This window comes from Streptomyces sp. NPDC053541, from assembly GCF_044544705.1.
In the GTDB taxonomy this organism is placed as follows: Bacteria; Actinomycetota; Actinomycetes; order Streptomycetales; family Streptomycetaceae; genus Streptomyces.
This window is the reverse complement of the sequence record NZ_JBITXM010000002.1, coordinates 637,093-662,574: the sequence shown is the minus strand read 5'-3', so window position 1 is coordinate 662,574 and position 25,482 is coordinate 637,093. Positions and strand designations below refer to the sequence as shown.

General features: G+C 73.8%; 19 protein-coding genes. 3 read left to right on the top strand and 16 right to left on the bottom strand.

Annotated elements, in window-relative coordinates; all coding sequences use genetic code 11:
- Positions 1-10 precede the first annotated feature (10 nt).
- The 13 genes from ACIGW2_RS07055 to ACIGW2_RS06995 all read right to left on the bottom strand — a co-directional run bounded on the left by ACIGW2_RS07055 (position 11) and on the right by ACIGW2_RS06995 (position 18,622).
- Positions 11-556 (bottom strand): GNAT family N-acetyltransferase, encoded by a 546-nt coding sequence (locus tag ACIGW2_RS07055; RefSeq protein WP_361586114.1) that lies wholly within the window; start codon positions 554-556, stop codon positions 11-13.
- A 36-nt stretch (positions 557-592) separates the two neighbouring features.
- Complete coding sequence (locus ACIGW2_RS07050) at positions 593-1,438, bottom strand: GNAT family N-acetyltransferase (protein WP_361586117.1); 846 nt, start codon at positions 1,436-1,438, stop codon at positions 593-595.
- Positions 1,439-1,598: 160 nt separating this feature from the next.
- A complete protein-coding gene (gene ispG, locus ACIGW2_RS07045; RefSeq protein WP_361586120.1) occupies positions 1,599-2,756 on the bottom strand; it encodes a flavodoxin-dependent (E)-4-hydroxy-3-methylbut-2-enyl-diphosphate synthase in 1,158 nt (385 codons plus the stop codon).
- A 113-nt stretch (positions 2,757-2,869) separates the two neighbouring features.
- The gene (locus ACIGW2_RS07040) at positions 2,870-4,174 is read right to left on the bottom strand and encodes a M50 family metallopeptidase (RefSeq protein WP_391652726.1); all 1,305 of its coding nucleotides are present in this window, start codon (positions 4,172-4,174) and stop codon (positions 2,870-2,872) included.
- Positions 4,171-5,421 (bottom strand): 1-deoxy-D-xylulose-5-phosphate reductoisomerase, encoded by a 1,251-nt coding sequence (gene dxr / locus ACIGW2_RS07035; RefSeq protein ID WP_399841602.1) that lies wholly within the window; start codon positions 5,419-5,421, stop codon positions 4,171-4,173. Before dxr ends, ACIGW2_RS07040 begins: the two co-directional genes overlap by 4 nt.
- Before the next feature lie 34 nt (positions 5,422-5,455).
- A complete protein-coding gene (gene aroA, locus ACIGW2_RS07030) occupies positions 5,456-6,709 on the bottom strand; it encodes a 3-phosphoshikimate 1-carboxyvinyltransferase (RefSeq protein ID WP_399841599.1) in 1,254 nt (417 codons plus the stop codon).
- An 81-nt stretch (positions 6,710-6,790) separates the two neighbouring features.
- Positions 6,791-8,719, bottom strand: a complete 1,929-nt coding sequence (locus ACIGW2_RS07025) for an acyl-CoA dehydrogenase family protein (protein WP_399841596.1) — start codon at positions 8,717-8,719, stop codon at positions 6,791-6,793.
- A gap of 125 nt (positions 8,720-8,844) precedes the next feature.
- Positions 8,845-10,290 (bottom strand): aldehyde dehydrogenase family protein, encoded by a 1,446-nt coding sequence (locus ACIGW2_RS07020; RefSeq protein WP_361586131.1) that lies wholly within the window; start codon positions 10,288-10,290, stop codon positions 8,845-8,847.
- Between the two features lie 219 nt (positions 10,291-10,509).
- Complete coding sequence (locus ACIGW2_RS07015) at positions 10,510-11,898, bottom strand: PQQ-binding-like beta-propeller repeat protein (protein ID WP_391652720.1); 1,389 nt, start codon at positions 11,896-11,898, stop codon at positions 10,510-10,512.
- Positions 11,899-12,011: 113 nt separating this feature from the next.
- Positions 12,012-13,343 carry a PQQ-binding-like beta-propeller repeat protein gene (locus ACIGW2_RS07010; protein WP_399841594.1) on the bottom strand — a complete coding sequence of 444 codons (1,332 nt, stop codon included), beginning with the start codon at positions 13,341-13,343 and terminating at the stop codon, positions 12,012-12,014.
- A gap of 57 nt (positions 13,344-13,400) precedes the next feature.
- Complete coding sequence (locus tag ACIGW2_RS07005) at positions 13,401-14,387, bottom strand: EamA family transporter (RefSeq protein WP_399841592.1); 987 nt, start codon at positions 14,385-14,387, stop codon at positions 13,401-13,403.
- Positions 14,388-14,752: 365 nt separating this feature from the next.
- Positions 14,753-16,366: a PucR family transcriptional regulator gene (locus tag ACIGW2_RS07000; protein ID WP_391652717.1), complete on the bottom strand. Its 1,614-nt coding sequence runs from the start codon at positions 16,364-16,366 to the stop codon at positions 14,753-14,755.
- 117 nt (positions 16,367-16,483) lie between these two features.
- Positions 16,484-18,622, bottom strand: a complete 2,139-nt coding sequence (locus tag ACIGW2_RS06995) for an ATP/GTP-binding protein (protein WP_399841589.1) — start codon at positions 18,620-18,622, stop codon at positions 16,484-16,486.
- Between ACIGW2_RS06995 and ACIGW2_RS06990 the strand changes: the two genes are divergently transcribed.
- The 3 genes from ACIGW2_RS06990 (at position 18,621) to ACIGW2_RS06980 (ending at position 21,428) form a co-directional block, all read left to right on the top strand.
- Positions 18,621-19,031, top strand: coding sequence for a hypothetical protein (locus ACIGW2_RS06990; protein WP_399841586.1), 411 nt, complete (start codon positions 18,621-18,623; stop codon positions 19,029-19,031). The two genes, ACIGW2_RS06995 and ACIGW2_RS06990, sit on opposite strands and share 2 nt — an antisense overlap.
- Positions 19,032-19,231: 200 nt before the next feature.
- On the top strand, positions 19,232-20,566 hold the full coding sequence (gene gabT / locus ACIGW2_RS06985; protein ID WP_356062066.1) for a 4-aminobutyrate--2-oxoglutarate transaminase: 1,335 nt from the start codon (positions 19,232-19,234) through the stop codon (positions 20,564-20,566).
- A gap of 301 nt (positions 20,567-20,867) precedes the next feature.
- Positions 20,868-21,428, top strand: coding sequence for a phosphatase PAP2 family protein (locus ACIGW2_RS06980; RefSeq protein ID WP_399841583.1), 561 nt, complete (start codon positions 20,868-20,870; stop codon positions 21,426-21,428).
- Here ACIGW2_RS06980 and ACIGW2_RS06975 read toward each other — a convergent pair.
- From ACIGW2_RS06975 to ACIGW2_RS06965, 3 genes are all read right to left on the bottom strand, one after another.
- Positions 21,397-23,205 (bottom strand): chitinase, encoded by a 1,809-nt coding sequence (locus ACIGW2_RS06975; protein ID WP_399841581.1) that lies wholly within the window; start codon positions 23,203-23,205, stop codon positions 21,397-21,399. The genes ACIGW2_RS06980 and ACIGW2_RS06975 overlap by 32 nt on opposite strands.
- A gap of 100 nt (positions 23,206-23,305) precedes the next feature.
- Positions 23,306-23,737, bottom strand: coding sequence for a hypothetical protein (locus ACIGW2_RS06970; RefSeq protein ID WP_361586157.1), 432 nt, complete (start codon positions 23,735-23,737; stop codon positions 23,306-23,308).
- A gap of 314 nt (positions 23,738-24,051) precedes the next feature.
- A complete protein-coding gene (locus tag ACIGW2_RS06965) occupies positions 24,052-25,470 on the bottom strand; it encodes an NAD(P)/FAD-dependent oxidoreductase (RefSeq protein ID WP_399841578.1) in 1,419 nt (472 codons plus the stop codon).
- Positions 25,471-25,482 lie beyond the last annotated feature (12 nt).

The window sequence follows — 25,482 nt, the reverse complement described above, 5'->3', positions numbered from 1 at the left end:
CTCGGTGAAATCAGTTCCGGCGCCTGAGCGGCAGCGGGGCGCCCATGACGGCGTACGGGCGGGGCGCGCTCGGGAAGTGCACCTGGCGGGCGAGGTCGGTGTAGCCGAGGGAGCGGTAGAGGCCGCGGGCCGGGCTCTCGGTGTCGATCGCGGAGAGGATCGAGCGGGGCAGGTCGGACCGGTCGGTGATGGTGGTGATCAGTCCGCGGCCGACACCGCGGCCCTGGAAGTCCGGGTGGACGTGCAGTTCGGTGATGACGAAGGAGTCGTCGAGCCAGGAGTCGAGGCCGTCGGCGCGCAGATAGGGCTCGACGACGGTGGACCACCAGTGGGCGCGGTCGTTGGGCATCCCGTAGACGAAGCCGACGAGGCGCCCGTCCGGGGTGGTGGCACCGTAGGCGAGGGCACCGGGGTTGAGGAGGTGGCGCAGCACGATGTGCCGGCGGACGGCCACCTCGCCGGCGTCGAGGCCGAAGGCGACGGCCTGGACGGCCAGGGCCTCGTCGACCCGTTCGGCGAGAGGGACCGGCGCGATCACGACCTCGGTGTCATTCATGCGCCGCACCCTATAGGCCCGTTCGGACGGACCGGGTCAGAAGAGCACGCTCATGAAGGCGCCGACCTCTTCGAAGCCGACCCTGCGGTACGCGGCGCGGGCGGGGGTGTTGTAGTCGTTCACGTAGAGGCTGACCACGGGGGCGACGTCGGTGAGGGCGTGCTGGAGGACGGCGGCCATGCCGGTCTCGGAGAGGCCCTTGCCGCGGTGTTCGGGGGCGACCCAGACGCCCTGGATCTGGCAGGCCTGGCGGGTGGCGGCGCCGATCTCGGCCTTGAAGAGGACCTTGCCGTCCTCGATGCGGGCGAAGGCGCGGCCGGAGCCGACGAGCTCGGCGACCCGGGCCTGGTAGAGCAGTCCGCCGTCGCCGGCGAGCGGGGAGACGCCGACCTCCTCGGTGAACATGGCCACGCAGGCGGGCATGATCACGTCCATCTCGTCCTTGCGGACCCGGCGCACCAGCGGGTCGGGCTCGACGGTGGCGGAGGGCCGGTCGGCGACCATGAGCGGCTGGTGGGCGCGGACGTCGCGGGCCGGGCCCCAGCCGGGTTCGAGGAGCCGCCAGAGCTCGGCGGTGGGGCCGGCGGGCCCGACGATGGAGGAGCAGCGGCGGCCGACCCGGCGGGCCCGGTCGGCGAAGGCGCGGACGGCCTCGGGGGTGGCGCAGATGGGCACCAGGTTGGCGCCGGAGTAGCACAGCGAGGTGAGCCGGCCGTCGCTGTACCAGCCCCACATCTCGCCGCCCAGGCGCCAGGGGTCGAGCCCGGCGAGCTGGACGCGGGCGGTGACGAAGGCGTTCTCGACGGGGGCGCTCTCCAGGACGGCGAGCGCGGCGCCGAGGTCGGCGGGTTCGAGGACCCGCGTCGATGATTGCGTCAACACGAGGGCCTCACCGTACGGATGCTGCTGGTCCCCGCACTGTACCCCCGATTCCGGTGGACACGGGGGTGACGGGGGTGCGGACGGTACGGAAAAAGCCCCTCCGGGACGGAGGGGCTTCGACCGGTGCCGGGCGGCCGTTCCCGGCCGGCGGGAGGCCCGCTCAGCCGGCGACGGAGACGGTGGGCTCGCCGGAGGCGACGCCGTCCTTCTCCATCTGCTCGGCGATCTTCATGGCCTCGTCGATCAGGGTCTCGACGATCTTCGACTCGGGGACGGTCTTGATGACCTCGCCCTTGACGAAGATCTGGCCCTTGCCGTTGCCGGAGGCGACGCCGAGGTCGGCCTCACGGGCCTCGCCGGGGCCGTTGACGACGCAGCCCATGACGGCGACGCGGAGCGGCACCTCCATGCCCTCCAGACCGGCGGTGACCTCCTCGGCGAGCTTGTAGACGTCGACCTGGGCGCGGCCGCAGGACGGGCAGGAGACGATCTCCAGGCGGCGCGGGCGCAGGCCGAGGGACTCGAGGATCTGGTTGCCGACCTTGATCTCCTCGACCGGCGGGGCGGAGAGGGAGACCCGGATGGTGTCGCCGATGCCCTCGGAGAGCAGGGCGCCGAAGGCGACGGCGGACTTGATGGTGCCCTGGAAGGCGGGGCCGGCCTCGGTCACGCCGAGGTGCAGCGGGTAGTCGCACTGGGCGGCGAGCTGGCGGTAGGCGTTGACCATCACGACCGGGTCGTTGTGCTTGACCGAGATCTTGATGTCGCGGAAGCCGTGCTCCTCGAAGAGGGAGGCCTCCCAGAGGGCGGACTCGACGAGCGCCTCGGGGGTGGCCTTGCCGTACTTCTGGAGCAGGCGGCGGTCGAGCGAGCCCGCGTTGACGCCGATGCGGATCGGGGTGCCGGCCTCGGAGGCCGCCTTGGCGATCTCCTTGACCTTGTCGTCGAACTGCTTGATGTTGCCCGGGTTGACGCGGACCGCGGCGCAGCCGGCGTCGATGGCGGCGAAGACGTACTTCGGCTGGAAGTGGATGTCGGCGATGACCGGGATCTGCGACTTCTTCGCGATGACCGCGAGGGCGTCGGCGTCGTCCTGGGTGGGGCAGGCCACGCGGACGATCTGGCAGCCGGAGGCGGTGAGCTCGGCGATCTGCTGGAGCGTGGCGCCGATGTCGGAGGTGCGGGTGGTGGTCATGGACTGCACCGACACCGGGGCGTCGCCGCCGACGGCCACCGATCCGACCTGGATCTGGCGGCTCTTGCGCCGTTCGGCGAGCTTGGTCGGAACGGACGGCATACCGAGAGAGATCGCGGTCATCAGCTGTACAACCCCAAGGTGTGGTTCATCGGGCGCATCGGGCTCAGGTCTTCGAGATTACCGCCCCGGCGGCGGCCGGCCGGACACCACGGGGGTGTCCGGCCGCGGGCGTACTACGTCAGCTTCACCGGGTTGACGATGTCAGCGACGAGGACGAGCAGGGTGAAGCAGACGAACACGCCCGCCACCACATACGCCGCCGGCATCAGTTTGGCCACGTCGAACGGGCCGGGGTCGGGCCGCTTGAAGATCCGCGCGGTGTGGCGGCGGATCGACTCCCACAGGGCGCCCGCGATGTGGCCGCCGTCGAGCGGGAGCAGCGGGAGCATGTTGAACAGGAACAGCGACACGTTGAACATGACGACGAGGTTGAGGAAGAACACCAGCCGGGTCTGCGGCGGGGCCTCGATGGCCATCAGCTCGCCGCTGATCCGGGCGGCGCCGACGACGCCGACGGGCGAGTCCTTCTCGCGCTCGCCGTCGCCGAAGGCCGCGTTCCACAGGGCGGGGATCTTGCCGGGCAGGGCGATGACGGACTCGACGCCGGCCTGGAGCTGGTCGGACATGCGGTCCACGGACTGGCCGAAGGTGAGCGGCAGCACCTCGGTCTTGGAGGCGAAGCCGAGGTAGCCGGCGGGCTGGGTGCGCAGCGGCTGGATGACGCGGCCGTCGGCGTCCTTCGCGTAGACCTCGTTCTTGATCAGCGTGGGGTGCAGGTCGATCCGCCGGCCGGCGCGCTCGACGGTGACGGTGGCCGGGCCGATGGTGGCGCGGATGCGGTCGGAGAGGGTGTTCCAGTCGGCGACCGGGGTGCCGTTGAAGGCGACGATCCGGTCGCCGTCCTTGAGGCCGGCGGCGTAGGCCGGGGACACCGGGTCGCCGGGGCGGCAGGTCTCGCGCTTCTCGGACTGGGCGATGACGCACTTCTGGACGCCGGCGACCTTGGTGGTCTGGGTCTCGAAGCCGATGGCCATGGCGCTGCCGAAGAAGAGCACGACGGCGAGCACCAGGTTCATGAAGGGCCCGGCGAACATGACGATGACGCGCTTCCACGGCTTGCGCGTGTAGAAGAGGCGGTCCTCGTCGCCGGGCTGGAGCTCCTCGAAGGAGGCCTCGCGGGCGTCCTCGATCATGGAGCGCCAGGGGGAGGTGGAGCGGGCCTCGACGCGCCCGTCCTTGCCGGGCGGGAACATGCCGATCATCCGGATGTAGCCGCCGGCCGGGATGGCCTTGATGCCGTACTCCGTCTCGCCCTTCTTCCGCGACCAGATGGTGGGGCCGAAGCCGACCATGTACTGCGGCACGCGGATGCCGAACAGTTTGGCCGTGGAGAGGTGGCCCAGCTCGTGCCACGCGATGGAGACGAGGAGTCCCAGCGCGAACAGCACGATGCCGAGGACGGTCAGGAGTGTGGTCATGCGCGCGCCTCCGCGATTGCCTTCGCCGCGAGTTCCCGGGCCCGGGCGCGTGCCCAGGTCTCCGCTTCCAGGACGTCCGACACCGTGAGCGAGGTTCCCCGGGCGGGGGTGCCGTGCTCGGTGACGACTGCGGTGACGGTATCCATGATTCCGTTGAACGGCAGCTTTCCGGCGAGGAAGGCGTCGACGCACTCCTCGTTGGCGGCGTTGAACACGGCGGGCGCGGTGCCGCCGAGTTCGCCGACGTGCCGGGCGAGGTTCACCGACGGGAAGGCCTCGTTGTCCAGCGGGAAGAACTCCCAGGTGGAGGCCTCGGTCCAGTCGAAGGCGGGGGACGCGTCCGGGACCCGCTCGGGCCAGCCGATGCCGATGGCGATGGGGCCGCGCATGTCCGGCGGGGTGGCCTGGGCGAGGGTGGAGCCGTCGGTGAACTCGACCATGGAGTGCACGTAGGACTGCGGGTGGACGACGACCTCGATGCGGTCGAAGGGGATGTCGTAGAGCAGGTGGGCCTCGATGACCTCCAGGCCCTTGTTCACCAGGGTCGCGCTGTTGACGGTGATGACCGGGCCCATCGCCCAGGTGGGGTGGGCGAGCGCGTCCTCGCGGGTGACGCCGTCGAGCTCGGCGCGGGTCCGGCCGCGGAAGGGGCCGCCGGAGGCGGTGACGACCAGCTTGCGCACGTCGGCCCGGGTGCCGGCGGCGAGCGCCTGGAAGAGGGCCGCGTGCTCGGAGTCGACCGGGATGATCTGCCCGGGCTTGGCGAGCGCCTTCACCAGCGGGCCGCCGACGATCAGCGACTCCTTGTTGGCGAGCGCGAGGGTCCGGCCGGCCTCCAGGGCGGCCAGGGTGGGCGCGAGGCCGATGGAGCCGGTGATGCCGTTGAGGACGGTGTGGCAGGGCGAGGCGGCGAGCTGGGTGGCCGCGTCGGGGCCGGCGAGGATCTCGGGGAGCGGCTCGGAGCCGTACCGCGCCTTCAGCGCGTCCCGCAGCTCCGCCACCGCGTCCTCGCGGGCGACCGCGACCGTGCGGACCCCGAGCCGGTGCGCCTGCTCGGCGAGCAGCCCGGTCCGGCCGCCGGAGGCGGCGAGGGCGGTGACCCGGAACCGGTCGGGGTTGCGCAGGACCAGGTCGATGGCCTGGGTGCCGATGGACCCGGTGGAGCCGAGGACGACGATGTCCCGGCGTCCTTCGGACACGTCGAAGGCGATGTGCGGGTCGGCGAGAGGAGAGGGGCGGTCGCTCATGCCCCCCATTCTTGCCGCAAACCCCGGGCGGCTTTCACAGCCCCTGGGTGAAGGCGCCGAAAACCCGGTGGAAGTCCGGGAAGGTCTTCCGGACGCAGCCGGGGTCGTCGAACGTGATCCCGGGGGTGCGCAGGGCGGTGACCGCGAAGGACATCACGATGCGGTGGTCGCCGTGGGTGGCGATCTCCACCGGTCCGGCCGGGGTGCCGGGGCGGATCTCGATCCAGTCGGGGCCGGTGGCGACGTCGACGCCGAGCCGGCGCAGGTTCTCGGCGCAGGCGTCGAGCCGGTCGCACTCCTTCACGCGCGTGTTGGCGACGTCCTCGATGCGGACCGGCCCGCCGGCGAAGGGTGCGAGCGCCGCGAGGGTCGGCATGGTGTCGGAGATGTCCCGCATGTTCACGGTGAGGCCGCTCAGCCGCCCGGTGGAGCGGACGGTGGTGGCGGCGTGGGTGACCTCGACCTCGGCGCCCATCCGGCGCAGCACGTCCACGAAGGCCAGGTCGCCCTGGAGGGCGCCGGTGCCGAGGCCGGGGACGGTGACCTCGGCGCCGGGGACGAGGGCGGCGGCGGCGAAGAAGTACGAGGAGGTGGAGGCGTCCGGCTCGATCGCGTAGGTGGTGGCGCGGTAGCCGGTGGGGGCGACGGTGTAGGTGCGGGTGCGGCCGTCGGCGCCGTCCTCGCGGGCGATCTCGGCGCCGAAGGCGCGCATCATCGCGAGGGTGATCTCCACGTACGGCTCGGAGACCAGGTCCGTGACGGTGATGGCGAGGCCCTCGGCGGTGAGCGGGCCGAGCATCAGCAGCGCGGTGAGGTACTGGGAGGACTGGCCGGCGTCGAGGCGGACGGCGCCGCCCTTGATGCCGCGACCGGTGACGGTGAGCGGGTGGTGCCCCTCGCGCTCGCCGTGCCTCAGCTCGACGCCGAGCTCGCGCAGGGCGGTGGTGAGCGGGCCGAGCGGGCGGCGGCGCATCTGGGCGGAGGCGTCGAAGCGGAAGGTGCCGTGCCCGGCGGCGGCGAGGGCGGGCAGGAAGCGGGCGGTGGTGGCGCCGTCCCGGCAGTAGACGTCGGCCTCGGCGACCCCGGGGCCGGCGGGCCGGCCCTCGATGTGCCAGGCGCCGGGCTCCTGGCGCACGGCGTAGCCGAGGGCCTTCAGGCCCTCGGCGAAGCCCTCGCTGTCGTCGGAGCGCAGCGGCCGGAGCAGGGTGGTGGTGCCCTCGGCCGCTGCGGCGAGGAACAGGGCGCGGGCGGTGACGGACTTGGAGCCGGGAATGTCGATGACGGTCACGCCCGTCAGTCTGCCGTGACGGGCGGGCCGGTCGCGGGCCGGTCCGCTGGGTGGACGGCGAAGCCGGCGGAAGCCCGGCGGCTATGTGATCTTCCGGTGGACGTTGTCCTTCGTCGTCGGGCCGGGGGTGGCGTCGGCGATCCAGGGGCCGTCGCCGCTGGGGTCGAGGATGCCCTCCTCCAGCCAGGTGTACGCGCCGGCGAGGACGCCGTCGACGACGCGCCGGTCCAGGTCGTCGGTGTTGGCCCACAGCCGCCCGAAGAGCTCGTCGGTGCGCAGCCGGGACTGACGGCAGAAGGCGTCGGCGAGCTGCCGGGCCTCGCGGCCGTGCGGGCCGGTGGTGCGCAGCAGCTCGGCGCGGACGCAGGCGGCGCTCATCGCGAAGAGTTCGGCGCCGATGTCGACGATCCGGCCGAGGAAGGCCTGCTTGAGCTCCATCTTCCCCTGCCACCGGGACATCGCGTAGAAGGTGGAGCGGGCCAGCTTGCGGGAGGTGCGCTCGACGTAGCGCAGATGGGTCGCGAGCTCGCCGAACTCTCCGTACGCGCCGGGCAGCTGGCCCTGGCCCGCGACCAGCTTCGGCAGCCAGCGGGCGTAGAAGCCGCCGGCCCGGGCGCCGGCCCTGGCCTTGTCGGCGAGCGGCTTGTCGGGGTCGATGAGGTCGCCGGCCACGGAGAGGTGGGCGTCCACGGCCTCGCGGGCGATCAGCAGGTGCATGATCTCGGTCGAGCCCTCGAAGATGCGGTTGATCCGCAGGTCGCGCAGCAACTGCTCGGCGGGGACGCCGCGTTCGCCGCGGGCGGCGAGCGAATCGGCGGTCTCGTAACCGCGGCCGCCGCGGATCTGGACCAGCTCGTCGGCGATCTTCCAGGCCATCTCGGAGCCGTACAGCTTGGCGAGGGCGGCCTCGATGCGGATGTCGTTGCGGTCCTCGTCGGCCATCTGGGAGGCGAGGTCGACAACCGCCTCCAGGGCGAAGGCGGTGGCCGCGATGAAGGAGATCTTGGTGCCGACGGCCTCGTGCCGGGCGACCGGCTTGCCCCACTGCTCGCGCTCGGCGGCCCACTCGCGGGCGATCTTCAGGCACCACTTGCCGGCGCCCGCGCAGGCGGCGGGCAGCGAGAGCCGCCCGGTGTTGAGGGTGGTGAGCGCGATCTTGAGACCGGCGCCCTCGGGGCCGATGCGGTGGGCCGCGGGGACCCGCACCCGGTGGAAGCGGGTGACGCCGTTCTCCAGGCCGCGCAGGCCCATGAAGGCGTTGCGGTGCTCGACGGTGATGCCGGGCGAGTCGCCCTCGACGACGAAGGCCGTGATGCCGCCCTTGTGCCCCTCGGAGGCGGGCACCCGGGCCATCACGACCAGCAGGTCGGCGACCACGCCGTTGGTGGTCCACAGCTTCACGCCGTCCAGGACGTAGGCGTCGTCGCCGTCGGGCACGGCGGTGGTGGCGAGCCGGGCCGGGTCGGAGCCGACGTCGGGCTCGGTGAGCAGGAAGGCGGAGATGTCGCTGCGGGCCAGCCGGGGCAGGAAGGCGTCCTTCTGCTCCTGGGTGCCGAACAGCTTCAGCGGCTGCGGTACGCCGATCGACTGGTGCGCGGAGAGCAGCGCGCCGAGCGCCGGGCTGACGGAGCCGACGAGGGCGAGCGCCCGGTTGTAGTACAGCTGGGTGAGGCCGAGACCGCCGTACTTCGGGTCAATCTTCATGCCGAGCGCGCCGAGCTCCTTGAGGCCGCGGATCGTCTCGTCGGGGATGCGGGCCTCGCGCTCGATGCGGGCGCCGTCGACCTCGGTCTCGCAGAAGGCGCGGAGCTTGGCGAGGAAGGCCTCGCCGCGCCGCACGTCCTCGTCGGCGGGCAGCGGGTGGGGGTGGATGAGGTCGAGGCGGAACCGGCCGAGGAAGAGCTCCTTGGCGAAGCTCGGTTTGTGCCAGTCCTGCTGGCGGGCCGCCTCGGCGACCTGCCGGGCCTCGCGCTCGGTGACCTTGGGCGGCCGCTGGGTGGGTGCGGACATGGACGCCTCCTTGGCTTCCTGTCCGTCGTACCCGATTTCGGGGGGTTCGGAAAGACGAAGGGCGGCCCGAGCCCCCGCACAGTGGGCTCGGACCGCCGGTCTCGTCCGCCGTACGGGTGTACGGGCTAGAGCGCCAGGCCCGTGAGGACCAGGACGCGCTCGTAGGTGTAGTCGTCCATCGCGTACTTGACGCCCTCGCGGCCGACGCCGGAGCGCTTGGCGCCGCCGTACGGCATCTGGTCGGCGCGGTACGACGGGACGTCGCCGACGATCACGCCGCCGACCTCCAGGGCGCGGTGGGCGCGGAAGGCGGCCTGCAGGTCGTGGGTGAAGACACCGGCCTGGAGGCCGAAGTCCGAGTCGTTGACCGCGGCGAAGGCCTCGGCCTCGCCGTCGACCCTGGCGACCGTGAGGACCGGGCCGAAGACCTCGGCGCGGGCCAGGGTGACGTCGGCCGGGAGGTCGGTGAGGACGGTCGGGGCGTAGGTGGCGCCCTCGCGCTTGCCGCCGGCGAGCAGCTTGGCGCCGGCCGCGACGGCCTCGTCGACCCAGGCCTCGACGCGCTTGGCGGCGTTCTCGTCGACGAGCGGGCCGACGTCGGTGGCGTCGTCCGCCGGGTCGCCGGTGACCTGGGCCTCGACCGCGGCGACGATCTTCGGCAGCAGGCGGTCGTAGACGGAGGCGTCGGCGATCACGCGCTGCACGGAGATGCAGGACTGGCCGCCCTGGTAGTTGGAGAAGGTGGCGATGCGGGTCGCCGCCCAGTCCAGGTCGGCCTCGGAGGACCAGTCGGGCAGCACGACGGCGGCGGCGTTGCCGCCGAGCTCCAGGGTGCAGTGCTTGTGCGGCACGGACTCGGCGATGGCGTAGCCGACCTTGTCGGAGCCGGTGAAGGAGATGACCGGCAGGCGCTCGTCCTGGACCAGGGCGGGCATGCGGTCGTTCGGCACGGTGAGGATCGACCAGGAGCCGGCCGGCAGGTCGGTCTCGGCCAGCAGCTCGCCCAGGATCAGGGAGGAGATCGGGGTGGCCGGGGCCGGCTTCAGGATGATCGGGGCGCCGACGGCGATGGCCGGGGCGACCTTGTGGGCGCTGAGGTTCAGCGGGAAGTTGAACGGCGCGATGCCGAGCACGACGCCCTTGGGGATGCGGCGGGTCAGCGCGAGCCGGCCGGCGCCGCCGGCCTCGGTGTCCAGGCGCTGGGCCTCGCCGGCGTTCCAGCGGCGGGCCTCCTCGGCGGCGAAGCGGAACACGGACACGGCACGGCCGACCTCGCCGCGGGCCCACTTGATCGGCTTGCCGTTCTCGGCGGAGATGACCTGGGCGATCTCCTCGGTGCGCTCGGCGAGCCGCTTCGACACGTGGTCGAGGGCGGCGGCCCGGACGTGCGCCGGGGTGGCGGCGAACTCGTCGACGACGGCGTGCGCGGCGGCGACGGCCTCCTCGACCTGAGCCTCGGTGGGCACGCTGACCTTGCCGACCAGACGTCCGTCGTACGAGTTCGTGACGTCGAAGGTGGCCTCGCCGGTGGCCTCGCGGCCGGCGAGCCAGAAGGCGTGGGTGGTCGTCATTGCGTCCCGGCCCTTTCCGTAGGGGTGTACGAGTGCCCGAGGGGTGCCTCGCGCTCTGCTGACACGTTAGGGCCGGGAAGCCCGGTTCGGGTTTGTCCGGTGTGGAGTGGTGGGGGTGGGGCTGCTGTCCGCTTTGGCCGAAGGGGTGGCGGGAGGGGGTGCCTGAGGGGCGCCGACGGGGCGCCGCTCAGGGGGCGGGCGGCCCTCCGGCCGGGTGCGTCACCAGGGGCGGTACGCGGAGAAGGGCTGGACGCCCTCGCCCCAGCGGGCGGCGACGAGCAGGTCGCCGTGCTGGAGGAGGCCGGCGAGCCGGCCCTTGCCGCGGTCGACCTCCTCGGCGAAGGTGCGCACGTCCCGCTCCTTCCCGGAGCCGGCGTCCAGCACGTACAGCTTGTCGTTCTCCTTCGAGGAGCGGGTCACCACCCGTACCCGCCCGCGCTCGGCGTGGATCGCGGTGATGTCCCGGGCGCTCTCCAGCGGCTCCGACTCCCAGCGCGGCTCGCCGCCGGCCAGCGGGAAGGCCACGACCCGTTCCCGGTCGCCGTAGTTCGAGCCGCCGACGGCGGCGTAGAAGGTGTCGCCGTCGAGGGACCAGCGGGCCGGATCGTCCAGGGCGATCTCCCCGTACGGGCCCTCGGCCTCGATCAGGGCGCGCGGCCGCCCGTCCTGCCCGAAGGAGAGGAAGGCGTGCACGTCGAGGTCCTCGGTCCCGGCGACCCGGATCACCGTCGGGTCGGCGGACAGGAAGGTCACCCGCGCGTCCGTGCCGACGGCCCGGCGGGTGCCCAGCGGCACGAGCCAGCGCTGCCGGCCGTCGGCCGGGTCGTACGCGGCGAGCTTGAGCTCCGTGCGGTCGCAGGCGAGGACCGCGAGCACCTGCTTCTCCGCGGCGGCGACCCGGTGCGGGAAGCAGCCCCGGGGCACGGCGGCCGACCAGCGCGGCGCGCCGGTGCGCAGGTCGAGCGCGCGCAGCGCCCGGTTCCCGGCGAGCGGGGCCGGCTCGCTCGGGTACGGCTCGTGCCCCCAGTCGTCGTCCACGTCGCGCAGCACGGCGAGCCCGCCGCCGGTGGCGACCAGGTCGTCCCGTCCGTCAAGCCCGGCGTCGCCCGGGAGCAGCGCGCTGCGCCACAGCTCGCGGCCGTCGCCGAGGTCGATCGCGGCGACGGTGCGGCAGCCCTTGTCCTTGGCGGGCTCGCCGTACTCCTCGCCCTTCTCTCCGTACGCGACCAGGGCGACCGTGCCGCCGTCGGGCCGGCTGACGGCGCAGATCTCGGCGCGGCCGGGGACGGTGTACTCCCAGCGCCGGTTGCCGGCGGTGGCGTCGAAGGCGGTGACGGCGTCGTAGCGGCTGCGGACGACGGTGTCACCGAGCAGCCAGGCGGAGTTGCCGTGCTCGGCGGCGTTGGCGTCGAAGGGGGTGTCCCAGGCGCGCTCCATCGAGTCGCCCGGGAGCTTCCCGTTGGTGTGCGCCACGCAGGACCCGACGCCGCCGACCAGGGCGAGCGGCACCCCGGCGAAGAGCAGCACGCGCCGCGCCCAGTGGCCGATTCCGCGCGCGGTGCCGCCGGCCCCGGTGCTCGTTCCGTCGTTTCCGGTACTTCGTGTCATGGAACCCCACCCCTGAGTCTCTGATCGGTACGCCGGTCGTCACACCCGTCGTCCCCCACCGGTCGTCACCCCGGTCTCTCGCCGGCCTCTCGCCGGTCGTCAGCCCGGCCCGGTCACCAGCGTTCGTACACCGAGAACGGGCGCCGCTCCCCGCCGTCGCGGGTGAGGAGCGCCCAGTCCCCGTGGGTGACGAGGCCCCGGAGCGGGTCGCCGTAGCCCACCACGTGGTCGCGGAAGGACCGGTCCTCCTCCTCGTCGCCCGTGGCGGCGTCGAAGGAGTACAGCGTGTCGCCCTCCTTCGCGTTGGTCCGCACCGTCGTCACCCGGCCGTCCCTCGCCTCCAGCACGTCGACGCGGCTGAGGCCGTTCCCGACGTCCTCCCGCCACAGTTCGTCGCCGCTCGCCAGGTCGAAGGCGACGAGCCGCTCCCAGGAGCCGCCCTGGCCGCCCTCGTACGAGGCGACGGCGAAGAGCCGCCCGCCCTCGGCCGCCGTCTGCGTGATCGAGCCGTAGTCGCCCACGGCGTCGACCCGGCTCCGCGGCCGCCCGTCCGGCCCGAAGCCGAGGACGGCACGCTCGCCGCCGGATTCGCCGAACCAGACCGCCGGCGGGTCGGCGGACAGCACGACGAGCGTCGCGTCGGCGGCCACACCGCGGCGGGCGTCCAGGGGCACCTTCCAGCGGACCGTGCCGTCGGCCGGGTCGTACGCGGCGAGTTCGGCCTCGGCGCCGCAGCCCAGGGCGGCCAGCACCCGCTTCGGCGCGAGGCCGAGGCCGCCGAGGACGCAGCCCTTCGGCAGCGCGGCCGTCCAGCGCTGCGCACCGGTCCGCAGGTCGAGGGCGCGCAGGCGCCCGTCGTCGAACAGCACCCCGAGGCCGTCGCCGGCCCGGACCAGGTCCTCGCCGTGCGCGAGCCTCGCCTCCGACCCGGAGCGGGTGGTGTGCCACAGCTCGCGCCCGTCGGCGAGGCGTACGGCCGTGACGGTGACGCAGCCGGCCGCCTGCGCGTTCGGGGCCTGGCCCCCGCCCTTGGCGGGCCCGCCCCGGCGGTGGACCAGCAGGGCGATCCCGGCGCCGGGGTCGACGCCCGTCGCGCAGGTCTCGGCGCGCCCGGGGAGGACGTACTCCCAGCGCCGCTTGCCGGAGCCGAGCTCGTAGCCGACCAGGCCGTCGAAGCGGCCGCGCACGACGGTGTCGCCGGCCACCCAGGGACCGTCCGCGTCGGAGGCCTCCCGGTCGCGCGGGGCCTCCCAGGAGGTGGTCATCGAGGAGCCGGGCCAGTAGCCCGAGTTGGACAGGAACACCCAGGCCAGGCCGTAGACCATCGCGAGCAGCACGCCCAGGGCCGTCAGACAGCCGAGCCACGCCCGCCATCCGGGCGGGCCCGCCGGTCCGCCGCCCCCGTCGTCCGTCCGCCCCGCCGTTCCCGCCGTTCGCCCCGTCATAAGGATCCCCACCCCTGGGCCGCTGTCCGAAAGGCCCTCAGCGTAAGGGATCGATGATCACCCGCGCCGCTCGGTCGACACGATCAGTCCCACGCCGAGCACGACGATCGCACCGCCGAGCACGATCGACCAGGTCAGGGCCTCGTTCAGGACGAGCGCGCCGAGGGCCACCGCGACGACGGGGTTCACGTACGCGTAGGTGGAGACGAGCGAGATCGGCGCGGTCTGGATGAGCCAGGCGTACGCGGTGAAGGCGACGAGCGAGCCGAAGACGACGAGGTACGCGAGGGCGGCCCAGGAGCGCCCGGACACCGCCGCCGGGTCGAAGCCGTGCTGCTCGCCGCGCAGCAGGGCGATGCCGAGGCCCGCGAGGCCGCCCGCGAGCATCTCGTACGCGCTGGCGGTGAACGGGCTCGCGGGCATCGGGATGCGCCCCGCGGAGAACGAGCCGACGGCCCACAGCAGCGCCCCGACGACCACCATCAGGACGCCGCCCATCGCGACCTCGCCGCTGAGCCCGGGCAGGGTGAGCACGCCGAGGCCGGTGAGGCCGAGCAGCACGCCGGCCGTGCCGCCGAGGCTCGGCCGGTCGCCGGTGGCCGCCTTGAGCAGCACGACCCAGGCGGGCACGACGGCGACGAGCAGCGCGGCGAGGCCGGACGGGATGGAGGTCTCGGCGAGCACGACGAGCCCGTTGCCGCCGACCAGGAGCAGCAGCCCGACCAGGGCCGCCGAGGCGAGCTGACGCGGGGTCACCTTCAGCGCGGCCGGGCCCTGTCGCCAGGCGACGAGCCCGGCGAGGAGCAGGCCGGCCACGACGAACCGGGTCCCCGCGGAGAGGAAGGGCGGCAGCGTCTCGACGACGACCCTGATCCCGAGGTAGGTGGAGCCCCAGACGACGTAGACGATGCCGAGCGCCACCCAGACGGCGACGGGCAGCCGGCGCGGGCCGGGGGTGGTGGCGGCAGGGGTGGCGGGGGCCGACGCGGGGTGCTTCGGGGGCTGCTGGACCTCGGGGGCCGGATCGGCGGCAGGGGTTGTCATGCGCAGGAGATTACGGAGCGGGGCGCCGCCGGACCAGGAATTCTGCCCGGGATCGGGCAGGTGGAGGCGAAATTCGCGGCGCGGAAGGCCGCGGTGCTGCTCTGCGCGGGGCGGGGGGCGCCGTGCGCTGTGCGCGGGTCGCGGCGCGCGCGGGTCGCGGGGCACGGTGCGCGGTGCGAAGGGCGCGGGTCGCCGGGCGTGGGGCGCCGTGCGCGGGGCGCCGTGCGCGGGTTGCGGGTTGCGGTGCGCGTGGGTTGCTGGTTGCGGGTTTCGGGGCGAAGGGCGCGGGTCGCGGCGCGCGCGGGTTGCGGGGCACGGTGCGCGGTCCGGCTCGGGCACAGCGCGCCACGGGGGGCTACAGGGGCCTACGGGCGGGGCGGTTGGGTCGGGCCGGGCGTCGGGGGCGTGTCGCCGGTGGCCTTCAGGGCGAGCCACAGCTCCATGCGCACGTCCGCGTCGTCGAGCGAGCGCCCGAGGATCTCCTCGACGCGGCGCATCCGGTAGCGCAGGGTGTGCCGGTGCACGCCGAGGTCGGCCGCGGCGGCGTCCCACTGCCCGTGGCGGGAGAGCCAGGCGCGCAGCGAGGCGACGAGGTCGCCGCGGCCGGTGGCGTCGTGTTCGTACAGCGCGCGCAGCAGCCCGTCGGCGAAGGCGCGGACGGCGTCGTCGGCGAGGAGCGGCAGGACGGAGCCGGCGGCGAGGTCCTCGTGCTCGACGAGGGCGCGGCCGCGCCGCCGGGCGACCGAGAGCGCCTGCTCGGCCTGCTTGTAGGCGGCGGCCGCGGCGATCGGGCCGGCCGGGGCGGAGAGGCCGACGACCAGGCCGGCCTCCTCGGCCTCGCGGCTCGCGTAGCCCTCGCAGGCGGTGACCACCGCTCCCCCGTCGCCGGCCAGGACGACGAGCCGCTCGGCGCCCTCCGGTCCCTCGGGCACGGTCAGCGCGGACTCGCCGGCCCGCGCGGCGGCGGCGTCCAGGGTCTCGGCGAGCACGGCGAGCGGCGACTCGCCGTCCTTGGCCGTGGCCGCCTCCTTCGCCTCGGCGCCGGCCGGTTCGGCGATCAGCAGCCGGAACGGCGCGTCGAGCAGCCCGCCGTACAGGTCGCCGGCCACGCCGCGGGCGTGGTCGGGCTGCCCGGCGAGCAGCAGGCGCAGCACCGCCGCGCCGAGCCGCTGCTCGGCGGCCTGGAGGGAGCGCGAGCGCTCGGTGGTCAGGGTGAGGAGGGCGATCGCGGAGTGGACGGCGTAGCGTTCGGCGGTGCCGAGCGGCGCGCCCGTGCCGACGGCGAGGGCCCCGCGCACCCGCCGTCCGGTGCCGAGCGACTGCAGCTCGATCCGGTCGTCGGTGCCGCCGACGACGGCGCTCGCGGGCGCGGGCCGCTCCCGCAGCCGCTCCACGTCGGGGGTGAGCCGGGCGGCCCGGCGCGCCGCCCACTCGGGGGACACGGCGAGCACGGTGCCGGAGGTGTCGTACAGCGCGGCCCAGCCGTCCACGTGCGCGGCGAGCCGGGAGACGACCGCGTCGGGGCCCTCGGCGAGCGCCGCGCGGGTCAGCTCGCGCTGGGCCTCGAAGCCGGCGGTCACCGCGCGGTACTGGTCGGCGGCGATGGCCGCCGAGACCGCCTTGCTGATGGCGAGGAACGGCGTCCGGCGCGGCACCTCCAGCAGCGGCAGGTGCTCCTCGCGGGCGGCTTCGAGCAGCGCGTCCGGGATGTCCTCGTAGTTGACGCCGACGGCGAAGCCGAGGCCGACGACCCCGGCGCCGAGCAGACGGCGCGCGTAGCGCCGCATCGCCTCCGGGTCCTCGGCGTCGAGCGTGAGCGCGGTGGTGAGCAGCAGTTCGCCGCCCTCCATGTAGGGGACGGGGTCGGCGAGCTCGCTGACGTGGGCCCAGCGCACGGGGGTGTCGAGGCGGTCCTCACCGGCGCGGACGGTGAGTTTGAGCGCCGAGTGCTGGACGAGCGAGGCGAGGGTGGGCGGCATTGGGGGACCGTCGGACCTTTGAGGTTGTTCGGGGAGCGCGTGGGGGGTGGGGAGGGCGCGCGCCGCCCGTCGGGGCGGCGTGCCCCCGATTCTGCCAGTCCGCCCGGGCGCCCGCCCTCAGCTCCGCAGGTCCACGAGCAGCGGCGGGGTGTGCTCGCCGCGCACATGGGTGAGGGAGAGGACGGCGTGGCCGGGCGGTACCTCGTGCGCGAGCTCGGAGGCGGACCAGCGCTCCCGTTCCACCTCCCGTACGGTCACGGCCTCCGTGGTGACGGCCTTGCCGGTGGTCAGCTTGCGCAGGGCGTGCAGCATGCGGGTCATCGGCTGGTCGGCGAAGACGGTGTGGTGGGCGACCTCGGTGATCTCGACGCGTTCGGTGCCCCAGGCCTCGGCGAAGGCGCGGCCGTCCCAGTTGGGGATGCCCGCGAAGGCCATCCGGCAGCCGACGACGGCGAGCAGCGGGCCGTGCAGCTCGGCGGGCACCTCGGCGAGGGTGCGGAGGGCGAGGACGACGCCGGCGTTCTGCGGGCGCAGCCGCTGGAGGCCCCGTACGGTCCCGGGGGTGAGCGCGCCGGCCGCGTCGTCGAGCACCAGGCAGGCGAAGTGGCCGCGCGGCGAGCGGTCCCGGACGACGCTCTGGAACTGGGCGAGCAGCAGCCGGTTCAGCAGCCGGGCGGCCTCCTCGTGGGCGCCGTCGGGCAGGCAGATCCGCACCCGTACGGGGTGCGTGGTGACGGCCCGGAGCGAGAACGGCCGCGGCGCGCCCGCGCCGGCGCCCTCGCCCGTACCGAAGAAGTCGGCGAAGACCGGGCGGTCGAGCACGGCGAGCCGGTCGGCGAGGACGGGGCCGAGGTCGGTGGCGGTGCCGACCTGCCGGATCCGCGAGTCGAGCTCGCGGCGCATGGCCTGGGCGCCGTCCTCGGGCAGCAGGTCGTGCAGGGTGCGCAGGGTCTCGGGCCGGGCCTCCAGGAGCTCGCGCAGCACCGGGACGGTCGGGAAGCGCCCGTGGGCGGCGCGGTACGGGCCGATCAGCTGGGCGAGCACGGTGGCGGCGCGGCGGGTCTCCACGCCGGGCATGTCGCCGACGAGCCCCTCGGCGAGGAAGGCGGCGGCCTCGTCGGGGTCGGTGGCCCCGGCGTACAGGTCGAGGTCGTGCGCGGAGGCCGGGTCGCCGAGCCGGACGACCACGTCGTACGCCGCGTCGGGCCCGAGCGGCGCGCCGGCCGCGGCGACGGCCACGACGGAGGTGGCGCAGGCGAGGGCCTGGAGGTTCAGCGACTCGACGACCGGGGCCACGAGGGCCCGGGTCTTGCCGGAGCCGGAGGGGCCGACGGCGAGCAGGGAGGTGCCGAGCAGCCCGGGGTCGAGCGCGAGCCCGGCCTGCCGGTACGCGTACGGGGTCCGCTCGGCGTCCGCGTACCGGCCGACCCGCACCTGCCCGAGCCACAGGTCGTGCGCCGCGGCCCGCCCGGGCAGGTCCCGCTCCCCGGACGGATGCGCCCCTGCGGCGGCGCCGTCCCGCAGCACCTTCCCGACGAACGCGGCCCGCCGCACCGGGTCCCCCGCGCTCTCCCGCCAGGCGCGGTCCACCCGCGCACAGTCCACATCGTTCATCCGCCCCTCGCCCACGGCCGCCACCAACGCCTCCGCGGCCCGCTCCTCCCCGGCCGCGCGCAGCGCGGGCCACTGGGAGGGCGGGAGGAGGGCGGTGGACGGGGCGGGGGCGGCGGGGGCCTTCCGGGCGCGGTGGGCGCGGAAGAGGGAGAACCAGCCGCCGAGGCGGGCGAAGGGCCAGAGGACGAGGAGGGTGATGAGAGTGTAGAGGGTGTAGACGAGGAGCGGAGAGGAGAAGATCGCGAAGTCGCCGGTGAGGAGGGCGAGGAGCGCGAGGACCGTTCCGACCACGGGCAGGGGGTCCCAGCCGAGGCCGAAGGCCTCGGGCCAGACGAGGACGAGGGCGCCGAGCGCCACGGCGCCGGCGGCCGCCGCGCGGACGGCCGGACGGAAGCGCTCGAAGTAGTGCCGGACGATCTTGCGCCAGGAGCCGAGGAAAGAGATGGCGGAGACGAGCGCGGCGAAGAACACGCCGTCGAAGATCATGCGCGCGGCCGTGCCGTGCCAGTCGACGGCATCGGTGCTGGCGGGCCAGAACCAGCCCTCGGGAGTCAGCAGCCAGAGGAGTTCGGCCTTGTAGGGGAAGATGTTCGAGAGCCAGGCGTTCCACAGCAGGAGCCCGAGCGCCACGGGAATCAGCATGCCCGCGACCGTCACCGGCGCCAGCCTCGTCGTCTCCTCCTCCTTCGGCACGTGCCCGTACCGCCAGATCCCCACCCCCGCCTCCGGCCTCGGTGCGTCCAGCCACGCCGCGACGCGGCTCACCGCCCGGCCACCGGGGGCGCCGGACGCGCCGGCCGCACCCGGCACGCCCTGTGCCCCCGCCGGCTTCGGCGGCCTCGGCGGCGCGGACGGAGGCGGCGGCACCTGCGGTGCTGCCGCCGGGCGCGGCGGGACCTCGGGCCGGGCCTCCGGTCGGGCCTCCGGGGGTGCGGCCGGGCGGGGGAGCTCCGCTCCCCGGGTGTCGCTCGGCTCGTACGTACCGTCGGTCTCCATGAACCCCTGCCCCCTGACCAGCCAGGTCGCCGCCACTGTGCCACCGCCAATCTAGTGGGCCCGCGGCGCGCCGGAGGGGATTCGCCCGGCTGTCCGGCCCGCGCCGCGCAGCAGCGGAAAAGGCGCCACCATGTCCATGAAGGACAACGACCCCCCTCGCAACACTCCCGATCGGCGCATGCCTCTCCCCCTCCCCCGCGCCTAGCCTGCGGAGGAAACCCGCAAGTGCGTCCAGAACACCCCCAGGAGCCCCGCATGAACGCTGTCCCGCAGGAGCGGCGCGTCGTCACCGCCATCCCCGGTCCGAAGTCGCAGGAGCTTCAGGCCCGCCGCCTCGACACGGTCGCCGGTGGCGTGGGCTCCACGCTGCCGGTGTTCACCAAGCGGGCCGGCGGCGGCATCATCGAGGACGTCGACGGCAACCTGCTGATCGACTTCGGTTCCGGCATCGCCGTGACCTCCGTGGGCGCCTCCGCCGAGGCCGTGGTGCGCCGCGCCTCCGCGCAGCTCCAGGACTTCACCCACACCTGTTTCATGGTGACGCCGTACGAGGGCTACGTGGAGGTCTGCGAGGCGCTGGCCGAGCTGACCCCGGGCGACCACGCCAAGAAGTCGGCCCTCTTCAACTCGGGCGCCGAGGCCGTCGAGAACGCGGTGAAGATCGCCCGCTCGTACACCAAGCGCCAGGCCGTCGTCGTCTTCGACCACGGCTACCACGGCCGCACCAACCTCACGATGGCGCTGACGGCGAAGAACATGCCGTACAAGCAGGGCTTCGGTCCGTTCGCGCCCGAGGTCTACCGCGTGCCGGTCGCCTACGGCTACCGCTGGCCCACCGGCCCGGAGAACGCCGGCCCGGAGGCCGCCGCCCAGGCCATCGACCAGATCACCAAGCAGATCGGCGCCGAGAACGTCGCCGCGATCATCATCGAGCCGGTGCTCGGCGAGGGCGGCTTCATCGAGCCGGCCAAGGGCTTCCTGCCGGCGATCGTGAAGTTCGCCAACGACAACGGCATCGTCTTCGTCGCCGACGAGATCCAGGCCGGCTTCTGCCGCACCGGCCAGTGGTTCGCGTGCGAGGACGAGGGCATCGTCCCGGACCTGATCACGACCGCGAAGGGCATCGCGGGCGGTCTGCCGCTCGCCGCCGTGACCGGCCGCGCCGAGATCATGGACTCCGTGCACGGTGGCGGCCTCGGCGGCACCTACGGCGGCAACCCGGTCGCGTGCGCCGGTGCGCTGGGCGCCATCGAGACCATGAAGGAGCTCGACCTCAACGCCAAGGCCAAGCGCATCGAGGAGGTCATGAAGGGCCGCCTCGCCACGATGCAGGAGAAGTTCCCGGTCATCGGTGACATCCGCGGCCGCGGCGCCATGATCGCCATCGAGCTGGTGAAGGACCCGGCGACGAAGGAGCCGCACGCCGAGGCCGCCGCCGCGCTCGCCAAGTACTGCCACAACGAGGGCGTCCTCGTCCTCACCTGTGGCACCTACGGCAACGTGCTCCGCTTCCTGCCGCCGCTGGTCATCGGCGAGGACCTGCTCAACGAGGGCCTGGACGTCATCGAGGCCGCGCTCGCGCAGATCTGACCGCCCGAAGGGCGCTTCTGACACCCCGTGTGAAGAAGCTGTGGGGGGCCGATGGCGGGATGGAGTTCCGGCTGTCGGTCCCCCTCTTCGTGCCGTACGGTTTCTGCAGATGAGAGAAACACCCCGGGCGGAGCCTCCCCAGCCCCGCCCACACCGTGCCTTCGCGCACACCACTGGAGCCCTGGGCTCCGGAACTCCTCACCGATCGGATGGCCGCCCGCCCCACACCCCCCGGGGCGCGCGGCAGCCCGGTCCAGGCGACCGCCCCGGAACCACCCCCCCTGTTCCGGGGCTGTCGGCCGTGTTCTGGGCGGTGGTGGTCCTCTCCGTCACCACCTGGCAGGTCCTGGTCCACGGCCCGCTCGCCCGGCTCGACGAACGCCTCTCGCGCTCCCTGGTGGACACCGTCCCGCGCGGCCTCTCCGAAGCCGCCTCCGACCTCGGCAACATGACGGTCGCCCTCCCCGTGCTCGCCGCCGCCATGGCCTACGCCGCCTGGCGCGGCCGCCGCCTCGCCGCCCTGTACGCGGCCCTCGCGATGGCCGCCGTCCCCCTCCTGGTCGTCCCCCTGAAGGAATGGACGGCCCGCCCCGGCCCCCTGGAACCCTGGGCCCACGGCTACTACCCCTCGGGCCACACGGCGACGGCGATGGTGGCGTACTTCGGAGCCGCCTTCCTGGTGTCCCGACGCCTGGTGCCCGTCGCCGCCGTGCTCACGGCGGTGGCGGGCACCGGGCTGATCCTGCGGGGCTTCCACTGGCCGCTGGACGTGCTCGCCAGCCTCTGCCTGGGGCTGCTGATCCTGCGGGTCAGCGCCGGCCACCAGCGCTCTACGGGAAGTACGCGTCGAAGTTGCGGCTGAACTCCCACTGGTTGTAGCGGTCCCAGTTGATCGACCAGGTCATCAGGCCGCGCAGGGCAGGCCAGGTGCCGTGGGGCTGGTAGGGGCCGCAGTTCTGCTTCTTCGTCAGGCAGTCGAGGGCCTTGGTGACCTCGGTCGGGGTGGTGTGGCCGTTGCCGGCCTGGGTGGAGGCGGGGAGGCCGATGGCGACCTGGTCGGGGCGGAGGGGCGGGAAGACGCGGTCCGTGTTGCCGGCGACCGGGAAGCCGGTGAGCAGCATGTCGGTCATGGCGATGTGGAAGTCGGCGCCGCCCATGGAGTGGTACTGGTTGTCGAGGCCCATGATGGAGCCCGAGTTGTAGTCCTGGACGTGCAGCAGGGTGAGGTCGTCGCGCAGGGCGTGGATGACCGGGAGGTAGGCGCCGGCGCGCGGGTCCTGGCCGCCCCAGGGGCCGGAGCCGTAGTACTGGTAGCCGAGCTGGACGAAGAAGGTCTCCGGGGCCATGGTGAGCACGAACTTGGTGCCGTACTTGGCCTTGAGGGTCTTCACCGCGGAGATCAGGTTGACGATGACCGGGCTGGTCGGGTTGCGGAAGTCGGTGTCGCCGGTCTGCAGCGAGAGCGAGTGGCCCTCGAAGTCGATGTCGAGGCCGTCGAGGCCGTACTCGTCGATGATCTTCGAGACCGAGGAGACGAAGGTGTCGCGGGCGGCGGTGGTGGCGAGCTGGACCTGGCCGTTCTGGCCGCCGATGGAGATGAGGACCTTCTTGCCGGCGGCCTGCTTGGCCTTGATGGCGGCCTTGAAGTCGGCGACGGACTCCACGTTGGGGCACTCGGTCTGCGGGCACAGGCTGAAGCGGATGTCGCCGGAGGTCACCGAGGTCGGCTCGCCGAAGGCCAGGTTGATGACGTCCCAGGAGTCGGGCACGTCGGCCATCCGGGTGTATCCGGAGCCGTTGGCGAAGCTGGCGTGGAGGTAGCCGACGAGGGCGTGCGCGGGCAGCTGGCCGCCGGGGGTGCCGCCGCCGCCCGAGGTGGTGGTGGCGCTGACGGCGGCGGACTTCGCGGACTCGCCGGCGCTGTTCACCGCGGAGACCTGGAAGCTGTACGCGGTGGACGCGGCCAGTCCGGTCGCGGTGTACGCGGTGCCGGTGACCGTGGCGAGCGCGGCGCCGTCCTTGTAGACCCTGTACGAGGTGGCGCCCGGGACCGCCGGCCAGGACAGGCTCACCGAGCTGGAGGTCACGGAGCCCGCGGTGAGCCCGGTCGGGGTCGCGGGCGTCTGGACGGGGTCGCCGCCGGGGCCGAGCAGGGACAGGTCGTCGGCGACGTAGGCCCCGGTGCCGTACCAGCCGTGGGTGTAGATCGTCACGGAGGTGGTGGAGGCGCCGGTGGTGAAGCTGGTGGAGAGCTTCTGCCAGTCGGGGGCGGACTGCGTCCAGGTGTACGGGTCGCCGGAGCCCGAGCCGGTGCCGGTCGCGCCGAGGTAGACGTAGGAGCCGCGCACCCAGCCGCTGAGCGTGTAGGTCGAGTTCGGCTTCACGGTGACGGTCTGGGAGCACCGCGCGTTGTCGTTGCCGGCCGGGGTGGCCTGGAGGGCCTTCGTCCCGCCGTGCACGGGTGAGGAGACGACGGCCCCGCTGCCCGCCGTGCAGCTCCAGCCGTCCAGGCCGGACTCGAAGCCGCCGTTGCGGGCGAGTTCGGTGTCGGCGGCGTGGGCGGGCGGGGTCAGGGCGACGAGGCCGCCGGCGGCGAGCACGCCCGCCACGACGAGGGAGAGAGGTCTGGTGCGGGACACAACTGCCTCCGGGAGTGGGGGAATCGAGGGGGAGCGCGCCACAGCATGGTCCAGACCAATCGAGTGGTCAAGACCTCTGGCCGCGCGCACCCGCGCCGCATCACCCCTCCCCGCGGGCGAGTTGACCCGCCGCCTCGTGCATCGCCAGTTCGAGCAGCGCGGCGTCCGTGAGCGTCCCCGCCGCGTCCGGGGTCACCAGCCAGCGCACTCCCCCGGTGACCCGGCCGGGATACGGGACCACGATCCAGGTTCCGGCGCCCGCGCTGCGCACGCCCGTGCCGAGCCAGCGGGCCGCGGTGCCGGGCGGCACGAAGAAGCCCATCCGGGAGTCACCGAAGTCGGCGAGCACCGGACCCGGCCGGTCGACCAGGCGGGTGAGCACGTCCAGGGTGGGATAGCCGAGTTCGGCCGGCAGGATCAGCACGTCCCAGCGGCGCCCGGCCGGCAGCAGGGCGACCCCGTGCGGGTTGCGCTCCCACTCCCAACGGCAGGCGTCCGGGTCCGGCGCGACCGAGACGAGCCACTCGACCACCGCCCTGGCCGCGGAGCCGGCACCCGGACCCGAGCCCGAGCCAGCACCCGATCCCGAGCCCGAGCCCGATCCCGAGCCCGAGCCCGTACCGGCCCCGATCCCGACACCAGCACCGCCCCCGGCCCCGATCCCGACCCCAGCACCGTTCCCCGAACCCGAACCCGAACCCGTCCCCGTATCCGCCATGACGAAAGCCCTCTCCTCGTACGGACCCGCGACCTGCGGTGTCCGTACGGAGAGAGGGCGCCGACCCGCGGCTATGACGCGGGTTCACCACCTTCATGATGTGACGTGCGTCACATCCGTCGACGGGCTCAGCTGTCGAAGCCCAGCCCCAGCTTGTCCATCGTCTTCAGCCACAGGTTCCGCCGGCCGCCGTTCTCGTCGGCGCGGGCCAGCGACCACTTGGTGAGCCCGATGCCCGCCCAGGCGATCGGCTCCGGCGGGAACGGCAGCGGCTTGGACCGCACCATGGCGAGCTCGGTGCGCTCGGTGCGCTCCCCCGCGAGCAGGTCCAGCATCACGTCGGCGCCGAAGCGGGTCGCGCCCACGCCGAGGCCCGTGTAGCCGGCGGCGTACGCCACCTTGCCCTGGTGGGCGGTGCCGAAGAAGGCCGAGAAGCGCGAGCAGGTGTCGATCGCGCCGCCCCAGGCGTGGCTGAAGCGCAGGCCCTCCAGCTGCGGGAAGCAGGTGAAGAAGTGCTGGGCCAGCTTCAGATAGGTCTCCGGGCGGTGGTCCATCTCGGCCGCCACCTTGCCGCCGAAGCGGTAGACCGCGTCGTAGCCGCCCCACAGGATGCGGTGGTCGGCGGTGATCCGGAAGTAGTGGAACTGGTTGGCGGAGTCGCCGAGGCCCTGGCGGTTCTTCCAGCCGACCGCGGCCAGCTGCTCGGGGCTCAGCGGCTCCGTCATCAGCGCGTAGTCGTAGACCGGGACGGTGTAGTGCCGCAGCCGCTTGACCAGGGACGGGAACACGTTGGTGCCGAGGGCCACCTGACGGGCCGCGACCCGGCCGTACGGGGTGCGCACCGCCATGCCGCCGCCGGCCGGCACCAGGTCGAGCGCCGGGGTGTTCTCGAAGATCCGCACCCCGAGCTCGCGGCAGGCCCGCTTGAGGCCCCAGGCGAGCTTGGCCGGGTGCAGCATGGCGACCCCGCGGCGGTCCCACAGGCCGCCGAGGAAGGTGGGCGAGTCGACCTCGGCGCGCACCGCGTCGCGGTCGAGGAGTTCCAGGCCGCCGACCAGGCCGAGGGCGTCGGCCTCCTCGTACAGCTCGTGGAGTTCGTCGAGCTGGTGGGCCTCGGTGGCCACGTCGATCTCGCCGGTGCGCTCGAAGTCGCAGTCCAGTCCGTAGCGGCCGACGGCCTCCTCGATGGCGTCGAGGTTGGCCTCGCCCATCCGCTCGAGGGTGGCCAGCTCCCGGGGCCAGCGGGCCAGTCCGTTGCCGAGGCCGTGGGTGAGGGAGGCGGCGCAGAAGCCGCCGTTGCGGCCCGAGGCGGCCCAGCCCACCTCGCGGCCCTCGATGAGCACGACGTCCCGGGAGGGGTCGCGCTCCTTGGCGAGGAGCGCGGTCCACAGGCCGCTGTAGCCGCCGCCCACCACGAGCAGGTCGCAGCGCTCGGTTCCGGTGAGGGCGGGCAGGGCTCCGGGCTTGCCGGGGTCTTCCAGCCAGAAGGGGACGGGCTGGGCGTCGGAGAGAGATTGTGCAGCGAGACGCATGGCGACTGGGGCCATGGTTTCCAACTC